This is a genomic window from Pseudomonas sp. SWI36, assembly GCF_002948105.1.
In the GTDB taxonomy this organism is placed as follows: Bacteria; Pseudomonadota; Gammaproteobacteria; order Pseudomonadales; family Pseudomonadaceae; genus Aquipseudomonas; species Aquipseudomonas alloputida.
Genome location: NZ_CP026675.1, coordinates 3,812,066 through 3,822,229, shown reverse-complemented (window position 1 = coordinate 3,822,229; position 10,164 = coordinate 3,812,066). Strand labels below are relative to the sequence as shown.

The following is a 10,164-nucleotide window of genomic DNA, read 5'->3' as shown; positions in this document are numbered from 1 at the left end:
GCCGGCCCTACTGGCCAATTTCCACCCGCCGTTCACCGTCGCAGCCGCCACCGTATTCGCGGGTAAACCCGCTCCTACACACGCATCGGGGGTTGAACACAGGCCGCCGTAGGAGCGGGTTTACCCGCGAAAGGGCCGGGCCTGCTGGCCAATTTCCACCCGCCGTTCACCGTTGCCGCCGCAACCGTATTCGCGGGTAAACCCGCTCCTACACACGCATCGGGGGTTGGACACAGGCCGCCGTAGGAGCGGGTTTACCCGCGAAAGGGCCGGCCCTGCTGGCCAATCCCCACCCGCCGTTCACCGTCGCAGCCGCCACCGTATTCGCGGGTAAACCCGCTCCTACCACGGTGGTGAACACACATAGGTGATTGCTCGCGAAAGGGCCCGCGCAGGCAAAAAAGCTCAGGCAGGAAACCACTGTCGCAACAACCGCCGCGCTTCCTGCGATCCCTGCCCTGCCGCAAGCTCAAGCCAATAGCGCGCCTGCTCCGGCTCGTTGTGCTGACACAGCCGGGCGTATTCCAGCTGCGCCCGCCGATCCCCTGCGCGGGCAGCCTGACGCAGCAGCTCATGGCCTATACGCCGGTCACGGGCGTTGCCACAATCTCGGCACAGCATCTGCCCCAGGCGGCTCTGCGCCACAACCACACCTTGGCGCGCCGGCTGCTTCAACAAGCGCCCGGCCAGATGCTTGACCTGAGGGTTGTCGCCCAGGCGCGGACTGTCGAGCAACCACAGGGCCACTTTCAGGGAAAAGCGTTTGGCGGGAGGTGCAAGTGTCGATGCAGCAGGGCTGGCGAGGTTTTTACCGCGAAACTTCATGAGCAACAGGTTTGGTAACTCGAAAGGCGCGCCACTCTACTCTTTTTTTTTCGCCCTGGCCTGTCGATTTCTGGAGGATTGAAAAAAAATTCCATGATCTTTTCTTGACGTTTTCAGGTGGATGACCAACCAGTCTGTTGGAGCATGGCAATTGTCGGACAGTCCATCCCATTGCTGGCACGCCCGTGCTAGAGCAAGCGCTCGGGACAATCCACAGTTCCTGTGGATAACTCGGTGGACAACCCCCTCTCACACCCCTCAAACCCCCGTGAATTGGGGGCTTTGGTCAAACTGACGATTTTTTCACCAGCTAAAAATAGTGTTTTTTTTCATTGACTTAACCACGCAGTCAAGGCATTGGCGAGGCTGCCGGGTGGTGTTACCAGGCCGTTACAAGCGCTGCCCCGAATGTGAACAAGTGCACCATAAACCTCCATTTGGGTGCACGAAAAGGGCACATCGGCCGGCATTCGGGCCATTTACCCCCTCTTCCCAGCAACGAAAATTCGCGCCATACTGCGCGGCTCACCTGAACAAACGTAGCGCTTGCCAAACATCTGCACTTCCGGTAAGGTGCCCCTCGTTAGTACCAAGCTGAAAGTCAATTCTGGCCGCAAGCGTCCTTGCAGACTCGCTCCCCCCAAGAGCGTCCCTGCTGAAACAAGGACCGGCCCATTCAATGATTCACTCGCCAGCCTTACGCTGCGCAAGCACGAATCACATGACAGATTGATCAGGATCCCACCTCGACGGCCTAGAACCTTGGCCCCGGCGTGCTGCCTGCCTTCCGAAGTACCTACCAGTCAGCCCAAGCGCCTACATTTGATTGCGCCCCCTCTGGCTGCCCTGTTCCAGTCAGGTTCGTTCGTCCCTTAATAAAGGCGTCACTGGAACGTTTCTATCATGCACGGATCATAACCCCCGTGTTTAAAGCAGGAACCTCCAACAATATGCAAACTCATCATCAGATTCAGGCTGCCATTGGCACCCTCTCCCAGGCCTTCTCGCCGTTGAAGTGCCTTATCGTTGCCCCACGCAAGGGCAGCTTCAGCTTTACCTTGGTAGACGAACACGGCGTTGCCTGCCATACCGAACGCCTGTACCACGAACAGTACAGCCGCCATGAACCGCTGCAGGCGGTGATCGCCCGGACGCGTCAGTCGCTCACCGCGTGACCGGCGAATACCGAGGTATTCAAGCGCTGAATCCTCCGATCGCAAGACTGCCTGAACGCTCTGGGCGTAATTGCCTTAGGGCATATAGCCCGGAGCATCAGGCAGCAATCGATTTAAAAACAGCTCTTTACACCACGATTATCACACTACACTTCAACTCGAGCGGTGCTTTCCGCTCCCGGCGGGCCTGATCATTCACCAGCTGCCAAGCTCCAGCGCCCGTCCGGCCCTTACCTGCTCGAGGGCATCATGGGTATTGCGGCGAATGAATTGTGTCAGTATGTGATCCGACCCACCCTGGTCTACCTGAACCGTCACTGCGCCAGCGCCGAAGCCTTGCTCCTGGGTATCGCCGCCAGCCAGTCAGCACTCGGCTCAGCCCTGCACGACCGACGCGGGCACGGCCTCTACCGCATCGGCGAACATCGTCACCAGGCGCTCTGGGACGAATACCTGGCCCGTGACCCCGACCTCGCCAGCCTGGTCCGCGGCCTGGCCAGTCAGCACGCCTTCCTTGGTGGCCCGCACCTGGAGCTCACCGTCAACCTGCGCTATTCCACTGCCATTGCCTGGATGCTCATCGAAGAGCAGGCCACCCCATTGCCTGCGGCGGACGATCTGCTGGCACTGGCGCGTATCTGGCGACAGATTTTCAACCCCCAGGGTCGTCTGCGCGACTTCACCCATGCCTGGCATGCCTGCATAGATCAGAAATTGCCACAGGCATCTTGAGACGCGTCCTACAAGTAACCCGGAAAAAATGGAATTTTGGTCGGATTGTCCTACAAAACCGCTCTAACTCCTGCGATTGAGCCTATAGCGCAGCGCGTGATTTGTTGGTAGCTTTTCGCCCCGGAGACCCAAGGAGTTTTCTAATAATGAAAAAAGTAATGCTCAAAACCTCCCTCGGCGTAGCCGTTGCGCTTGCTTCCAGCCAACTGCTCGCCGCCGGGTTCGCGCTGAACGAACAAAGTATCAGCGGCATGGGAACCGGTTTTGCTGGGCGCTCGTCTTCTGCCGACGATGCCAGCACTGTGTATGGCAACCCGGCCGGCATGTCCCGCCTCAAGCGCGAACAATTCACCGTGGGCGGCGCTGCCGTCATCGCCAAGACCGACATATCGGGCCCAGGTAGCAACTTCGGGGGGGAAACCGATGGTGACATGGTGCCTCTCGTTGGCGTACCCATGGGCTATTACGTCAAGCCGATTGATGATCACTGGAGCGTTGGCTTCGGCGTTTACGTGCCATATGGCCTGATCACCGACTACGGTAGCGATGACGCTGCACGCTACTGGGGCAAGAAGAGCAAGGTCGAGGTTGTCACCTTCCAGCCAACCGTCAGCTACGCCTTCAACGACAAAGTGTCGATCGGTTTTGGCCCGACTATCAACCGTATCAAGGGTGAACTGGGTTCGAACCTGAGCAGCAAGGCCCTCCTGGGGCCCAATGGCCCTGACGGCGAGACCAAGATCAAGGGCGATGACACTGCGATTGGTTACAACATCGGCGTTCTGGTGCAAGCTACGGACCGTACCCGTCTGGGCCTGACCTATCACTCGATGGTCGACTACAAGCTTGAAGGCAATACCCGCGTTTCCTACCCGATTCCACAGCTTGGCCTGAACGGCAGGTTCGACGCCAGCCTGAAGATCAAGACGCCAGAGTCAGTGGACTTCTCGGTCACTCATGAACTGGATGACCATTGGACACTGTATGCGGGTAGCACCTGGACGCGCTGGAGCCGCCTGGAAAGCATCGTCGTCGAGAACGAAGCGCCGGCAGGCTACCCGTTGAAGACCATCACCGAAGAGCAGAACTGGCACGACACCTGGGCCCACGCCATTGGCGCGTCCTACAAGGTGAACAAGGAGTGGACCCTGCGCGCAGGCTTCTCCGTCGACCAGTCGCCCACCAACAACCATGATCGCTCGCCACGCATTCCGACTGGCGATCGTAAAGCGGTCAGCTTTGGTGCCGGCTGGAGCCCGAACGATGACATGACCATCGACGTTGCCTATTCGTATCTGTGGGAAGAGGATACCAAGGTCAACAACCTGCCAAGCTCGCAACAACAAGGGCTGTTGAAAGGCAGCTACCAGGCCAAGTACGAGAACAGCGCTCACGGTATCGGTGCATCCCTCACCTACCGCTTCTGATTCCTGTGCGTTACATGAAAACCGCCCTCGTGGCGGTTTTTTTCATGCCTGCACTTGCCAGCTGTCGCCCAGGCATTCGCGCAGGTAGTCCATGAAAGCGCGCACCTTGGTGGTCATGGCAAAGCGATCGGCCAGGCACAGGTAGATGTCCATGGGCTCGGTCTGGGCGTATGCCTGGCTGCTGTCGCAGTATTCGAACAGCGGCACCAAGGCCCCCGACGCCAGGTGCGGCCGCACGATGAACTCGGCCAGACGGGTGATGCCACCATCGTGCAAGGCCATCTGGGTCAGGACATCGATATCGTCGCTGATCAATACACTGCCGAATTCCGCTTCGAAGCGCAGGCCGTCCCGCATGAAGCCCCAGCGCAAGAAGCGGCCATCCACCGGATAGCGAAACACAAGGCAACGGTGCCCGCGCAAGGCCTCGGGCGTGGCAGGTACGCCAGCACTTTGCAGGTAACCGGGTGAGGCACAACAAATGAACGGGATGCGGGCAATGCGCCGGGCCAGCAGCTGGTCTTCGAGCTGCGGGGCAATGCGCAGGCTCACGTCAACGTCTTCACGGGCATGGTTGACCCGACGATCAGTCGTTACCAACTCTATCGAAAGTAAAGGGTAGCGGGCACTGAAAGCAGGTATCAACGCCGCCAGCACATGGCGCCCAAAGGCAGAGGTCGAGGCGATGCACAGCCGCCCCTGAGGCTCGCTGTCGGGTGTTGTCACTGCCTGTTCGGCCAGGGCCAGATCACGCTCGATATGCTTTACACGCTCGTAATACTGGGCGCCAGAGGGCGTCAGGGCCATGCTGCGTGTGGTTCGGCTGAGCAGGCGTACTTGCAGGTGGCCTTCCAGCCGCGCCAGGTTCTGGCTGACGGCTGCCGGACTGAGGCCGAGGATACGGGCACCAGCAGCGATGCTACCGGCCTCGACCACCTTGATGAAGCAGCGAATGGCGTTGAGCAGGTCCATGGTGAGCGCTTGGATTCGTAAGTGTTTCTTTATAAAGAACTCAATGCTGCCGGTCTACAGCTGCAGGGTGCAGGTTGCTAATCTGCGCTTCCACTCAGCTTTCAGGAGTTCGCATGAGCAATCTGTCCCGGTCGCGCAGTCGACGTAAATTGCACCCGGTCGCTACTCCCTACGTTTTCGCGTTCTACATGTCGTCGATCATGGCGCTGTTGATGTGCTTCGTGATCACGGCGGCCAATGCCGGGTTTACCCCTGAGTATCTGGGCAATGTGCTCAAGGCCTATCAGTTGGCGATGCCGGTGGCATTTGTGTGTGTGCTGCTGGTCCGGCCGGTGGTGGTGCGGTTGGTGGCGATTACCGTGCACGCACGGTGAAGTGACCAGCAGCCAGCCACTTCCTGTTCTTGATCTTGATCCCGCGACTTCAGCAGGACGACGTACGGCCTCCTGAAGTCGCAATCTGCGTCGCCTGAACTGCCTCGCGCTTAAAAGCAAACGCCGCAGCAAGCGCAGCCTGGTTACTGCTGTGAGGCGATGGCCTTTTCGATAGCGGCGCGGAACGCGGGATCATCCGGTTTGGTCAGGCTGGAGAAGTTACCGATCACCTTGCCCTTGCGATCGACAACATACTTGTAGAAATTCCACTTCGGCGCACTGCTCTGGCTGGCCAGTTCCGCAAACAGCGGTATCGCATCCTTGCCCCGCACCGCCTGCGTCTTGGTCATCGTGAAGGTGACACCGTAGTTGGCATAGCAAACCTTGGCAGTCTTCTCGCTGTCGGCGTCTTCCTGCTTGAAGTCATTGGACGGCACGCCGAGCATTTCCAGGCCTTGCTCGTGATACTCCTTGTACGTCGCTTCAAGCCCCTCGAACTGCGGGGCAAAACCGCAATAACTGGCGGTATTCACCACCACGAGCGGCTTGCCGGCAAAGCGCTTGCACAGCTCGACCTGCCCCTTGCCGCGCAATTCCGGCAGGCTACCCTGCAACAATGCCGGGCAATCTGCAGCCCAGCTCGATGTACTGGCAAGCAGGGCCAGCACCGGCACCGTCAACCAATGTGCACGCATGACTCGTTTCTCCCGCATGACAATCCTTGAGCTTGCAGGGTAGCGCCTAACACACACTCATGCCCAGTTGCATCAGCGCCATCCCACCCTGATGCCAGCCCCACCACACCAGTGCCAGCAGCAACAGAGCGGCAATAGCCAACAGGCCGCGTATCAGGTAGCGGTTCATACAGCCTGGGCCTGCAGGCGTGAAACCGGGCGTTCGCGCACCGGCCAGTTAAGGGCAGCGGCCAGCAAGCTGAGCAGGATGGAAATCTGCCAGACCAGGTCGTAGCTACCGGTGCGGTCATACACTATCCCACCCAGCCAGCCCCCCAGGAACGCACCCAACTGATGGAACAGGAACACGATACCGCCCAGCATGGACAGGTTGCGCACCCCGAACACGGTGGCCACGGTCCCATTGGTCAGCGGTACCGTGGACAACCACAGAAGGCCCATGGCAATGCCGAACAGGTAAGCACTGAACTCGCTCACCGGCGCCCACAGGAACAGCACGATCACCACCGCACGCAGCAGGTACAACCCGGTCAGCAGGCGCGGCTTGGACATGCGCCCGCCCAACCAGCCTGCGGTGAAGGTACCGACGATGTTGAACAGGCCCACCAGCGCCAGCACTGTCGTACCGGTGGTCGCAGCCAGGTGCTGGTCAACCAGGTAGGCCGGCAGGTGCACGCCAATGAATACGACCTGGAAGCCACAGACAAAAAAGCCCAGTGCCAGCAACCAGAAGCCGGAGTGCGTGCACGCCTCGCGCAGCGCCTGGCCCAGGGTCTGCTCGGCACCGTGACTGGGTAACGGGCGATCGCGCAGCAGACAGACGAAAGGCACGATGAACGCCACCAAAAGGCCCAGTACCAGCAACGCTGCCGACCAGCCCAGCCACTGAATCAGGCCTTGGGTGCCCGGCAACATGGCGAACTGGCCGAACGACCCGGCGGCGCTGGCGATCCCCATGGCCATGCTGCGCTTTTCGGCCGGCACTGCACGCCCGACCACACCGAGGATGACCGAGAACGACGTGCCGGACAGGCCGATGCCGATCAGCAAGCCCGCACTCAGCGACAACGACCAGGGCGAATCAGCCAAGCCCATCAAGATCAAGCCGACGGCATAAAGAATACCGCCGATGATGACCACCCGCGCCGCGCCAAGCCGGTCGGCCAAGGCGCCAGCGAACGGCTGCGCCAGGCCCCAGATCAGGTTCTGCAAGGCAATGGCGAAGGCAAACACCCCACGCCCCCAGCCAAAATCAGTACTCATCGGCTCCAGAAACAGGCCAAAGCCGTGCCGTACGCCCAGAGACAGCGCCAGTATCAAGGCCGCCCCCACCAACACCCATCCGCTGGTTCGCCACACCGAAGTCATTGTCATTATCTCCAGCACATCGCAAGGTTTGCGGGTATATACCCGCTTATAGTCGTATCAAATCAGGCCAGTTGTTCCAGCAGTCGCACCAGTTCATCCCGCTGCCCCACCCCGAGCCGTTCAACCAGCTCTTTCTGGGCCTGCTCCCAGGCCGGGTGGGCAACGTGCAGCAGTTGCTTACCCGCCGCGGTCAACAGCACCACGCGGCTACGCTGGTCGTCGCCCTCGCCCAGTGCTACCAGCCCATCCGCCTCCAGCACACGCAGGTTGCGGCCCAGGGTACTGCGCTCGAGCCCCATGGCTTCTGCCAGGGCTGTGATGCTGGGTCGGTCGAGCCGCTGCAGGTGCCGCAGCAGAGAAAACTGGGCAACATTGACCCCGAAGCCGGCAAGGGCTTCGTCGTAATGCCGGCTCACGCCGCGGGCGGCGCGACGCAGGTGGGTACAGATGCATTCACTGGTCAGCATGGATACGTGTATATACCCGCGTACGGAGTGTTGCAAGAAGTTTCACAAGGAATAGAGAAGCGTCAGTCCGGGTTCAAGCGCCTGCGGATCGGCTCGAACTCAACCGTGGCCTTGCGCGCCAAGGGGTCTGGCGCGCCCTGCTCGACCGCTTGCCAGTAGCGCCACGGCACCTTCGCCGTGCCCAGTTCGTAGTCCATGCCATCCCAGTTGTCTTCACGAAAGCTATAGAACGCCCAGTGCAACCGGTTGCGATCCAGCACGACGAGTACATCTTCAAGGTACTGCCGACAACCCGGCAGCCTGCGCATGCAGCCAAACTCGCCCACCACCAGACGAGAAAGCGGTAGCCCCACGGCCTCAGCCCATGCCAGCGGCTGGCGCAAGTAGCCTTCAACTCGCCGGCCATCCCACAGCTGTGTCTGCCCGGCAAAAGATACGGGGCCTGGATAGGCGATGGGCTGTTTGCGCGCCATGTTCGGCGCACTGGTTGCGGCATAGGGCTCATACATGTGCACGCTGTACAGCACTCGCGGGTCCTCCAGCGGCGCCGGCCAGTAGCCGAACGCGTCTGCGCCTGCATACCAGCCGGCATCGACCATGATCGGCGTATCAGCGTCTTCTTCGCGGATGGCCGCTATCAGTTGCCGGTACAGCAAGGGCAGATCGCGCGCACCGCCCTGCGCTTGCGCATACCACTGCTGCATCTGCCCAAGTTCGGCATGTTCAGCCAGGCCACCCTGTTTCTCCGGTGCTGGCTCATTGATCAGGTTGTAGGCCGCGATGGCCGGATGACTTTTCAGTTCGCGCGCCATATCTCGCCAGAACGCCGCAGCCTGGGACCAGTAGCGTTTGTCTTGCCACAGGCGATCATCGAACTGGCCCTGGTTGTTTTGCGACCAGCGCATACCCGGTAGCGAGAGTGGCGCGATGACCACCTTGAGCCCCGCCTGGTGCGCCCGGTCGAGGGTGGCACGCAGCACAGCCAGGTCGGCGTCGGGCAGGCCTTCATAGGTATCGGCGCTGCCAAGGAGGAAATCTCGTCTCACCGGTTGCCATTTGTCGTACGACAGCCGCACCCATGTGGCGCCGTACCCCCTCAGGGCATCGAAGTAGGCTTGATCGGGTGGCAGCCGGTTGAAGCTGTTGCCGCCGTGGCGTGGGGTGTCCCAGAACGCCATGAGATCTGCAGCAGTGGCTGGGAGGGTGGACAGGACCAATAGACTGGCAAAGATCCAGTGACGCACGGAAAGCCTACCTGGTTGCTTGGGGGACGCTGAGGATACGCCGACAAGCAAGAGGCAGGCGCTACCGGACCGTTTCTGGAAGTTACTGGCTCCCTCCACACCTATGGCCTGCTGCGAAAGCACTGCAAAGCAGCCGCTAAAGGGTCGTCCAGATCAAGCGCTCAAAGCCCCAGCGCCAACCCGAGCACGACGGCCAGCTCCAGCAGCTCCAGCAACGCACCGGCGGTATCACCGGTGGTCCCGCCCAGGCGCCGGCACATCAGATGCCGCAACCAGGCAAACACCGCCAGCGCCAGCAGCACGCTCCATCCGCCCAGAAAGAGGCAGAACAGCACACAAACCAGCAATACCCACCCCGCCGCGCGGCGGGGCATATGTTCGGCCAATGCCTGGCCCAACCCGCCAGGTCGCACATAAGGTGTACAAAGGAACAGGCCCAACATCGCCGCCCGCCCGATCAACGGCGCCAGCAGCAATTGCGCCCCGATGCCCTGCCCGACCAGCACCCACAATGCGCAAAACTTCAGCAACAACACCAAGACCAGGGTGACCACGGCAATCGGCCCACTGCGCGGGTCTTTCATGATCCGCAAGGTGCGCTCACGGTCGCCGAAACCACCGAGCCAGGCGTCGGCACTGTCCGCCAGGCCATCCAGGTGCAAGGCACCACTGAGCAATACCCACAACGTCAGCAGCAAAGCCGCATGCAGCGGCGACGGCGCACCCTGTAGCAGGTGACTGGCCAACCACAGCAACAAGCCGAACAGCAGCCCGACCAGCGGGTAGTACAGCAGCGAACGCCCTACCTCACGCGGTGCCGGCATGCCCGGCAGGCTCACCGGCAGGCTGCTGAGAAACTGCAGGGCGATCCAGAACGGCAACATC

The 10,164-nt window shown here is 60.7% G+C and carries 12 protein-coding genes; 4 read left to right on the top strand and 8 right to left on the bottom strand.

Annotation, left to right across the window (positions count from 1 at the left end; genetic code table 11):
• Positions 1–405: 405 nt before the first annotated feature.
• A complete protein-coding gene (locus tag C4Q27_RS18300; protein ID WP_014592081.1) occupies positions 406–825 on the bottom strand; it encodes a tetratricopeptide repeat protein in 420 nt (139 codons plus the stop codon).
• A 950-nt stretch (positions 826–1,775) separates the two neighbouring features.
• Between C4Q27_RS18300 and C4Q27_RS18295 the strand changes: the two genes are divergently transcribed.
• The 3 genes from C4Q27_RS18295 to C4Q27_RS18285 all read left to right on the top strand — a co-directional run bounded on the left by C4Q27_RS18295 (position 1,776) and on the right by C4Q27_RS18285 (position 4,159).
• Positions 1,776–2,000, top strand: a complete 225-nt coding sequence (locus C4Q27_RS18295) for a hypothetical protein (protein WP_010952743.1) — start codon at positions 1,776–1,778, stop codon at positions 1,998–2,000.
• Between the two features lie 249 nt (positions 2,001–2,249).
• Positions 2,250–2,732, top strand: a complete 483-nt coding sequence (locus C4Q27_RS18290) for a hypothetical protein (protein WP_003252489.1) — start codon at positions 2,250–2,252, stop codon at positions 2,730–2,732.
• 146 nt (positions 2,733–2,878) lie between these two features.
• Positions 2,879–4,159, top strand: a complete 1,281-nt coding sequence (locus tag C4Q27_RS18285) for an OmpP1/FadL family transporter (RefSeq protein ID WP_014592083.1) — start codon at positions 2,879–2,881, stop codon at positions 4,157–4,159.
• Positions 4,160–4,201: 42 nt separating this feature from the next.
• Here the strand turns inward: C4Q27_RS18285 and C4Q27_RS18280 are convergent, their stop codons facing one another.
• A complete protein-coding gene (locus tag C4Q27_RS18280) occupies positions 4,202–5,131 on the bottom strand; it encodes a LysR family transcriptional regulator (protein WP_064491166.1) in 930 nt (309 codons plus the stop codon).
• Between the two features lie 113 nt (positions 5,132–5,244).
• Here C4Q27_RS18280 and C4Q27_RS18275 point away from each other — a divergent pair, with 113 nt between their 5' ends.
• The gene (locus C4Q27_RS18275; RefSeq protein ID WP_020189978.1) at positions 5,245–5,505 is read left to right on the top strand and encodes a DUF2798 domain-containing protein; all 261 of its coding nucleotides are present in this window, start codon (positions 5,245–5,247) and stop codon (positions 5,503–5,505) included.
• Positions 5,506–5,648: 143 nt separating this feature from the next.
• Here the strand turns inward: C4Q27_RS18275 and C4Q27_RS18270 are convergent, their stop codons facing one another.
• The 6 genes from C4Q27_RS18270 to C4Q27_RS18250 form a co-directional block, all read right to left on the bottom strand.
• Positions 5,649–6,200, bottom strand: a complete 552-nt coding sequence (locus tag C4Q27_RS18270) for a glutathione peroxidase (protein WP_014860995.1) — start codon at positions 6,198–6,200, stop codon at positions 5,649–5,651.
• Between the two features lie 46 nt (positions 6,201–6,246).
• The gene (locus tag C4Q27_RS29835; RefSeq protein WP_010952738.1) at positions 6,247–6,369 is read right to left on the bottom strand and encodes a hypothetical protein; all 123 of its coding nucleotides are present in this window, start codon (positions 6,367–6,369) and stop codon (positions 6,247–6,249) included.
• On the bottom strand, positions 6,366–7,568 hold the full coding sequence (locus tag C4Q27_RS18265; RefSeq protein ID WP_064491169.1) for an MFS transporter: 1,203 nt from the start codon (positions 7,566–7,568) through the stop codon (positions 6,366–6,368). The genes C4Q27_RS29835 and C4Q27_RS18265 overlap by 4 nt, the downstream gene beginning before the upstream one ends.
• A 62-nt stretch (positions 7,569–7,630) precedes the next feature.
• Positions 7,631–8,035 carry a MarR family winged helix-turn-helix transcriptional regulator gene (locus C4Q27_RS18260; protein ID WP_104887160.1) on the bottom strand — a complete coding sequence of 135 codons (405 nt, stop codon included), beginning with the start codon at positions 8,033–8,035 and terminating at the stop codon, positions 7,631–7,633.
• 62 nt (positions 8,036–8,097) lie between these two features.
• The gene (locus C4Q27_RS18255) at positions 8,098–9,213 is read right to left on the bottom strand and encodes a glycoside hydrolase family 5 protein (protein ID WP_104887159.1); all 1,116 of its coding nucleotides are present in this window, start codon (positions 9,211–9,213) and stop codon (positions 8,098–8,100) included.
• A gap of 227 nt (positions 9,214–9,440) precedes the next feature.
• On the bottom strand, positions 9,441–10,163 hold the full coding sequence (locus tag C4Q27_RS18250; RefSeq protein WP_104887158.1) for an adenosylcobinamide-GDP ribazoletransferase: 723 nt from the start codon (positions 10,161–10,163) through the stop codon (positions 9,441–9,443).
• Position 10,164: the final 1 nt, after the last annotated feature.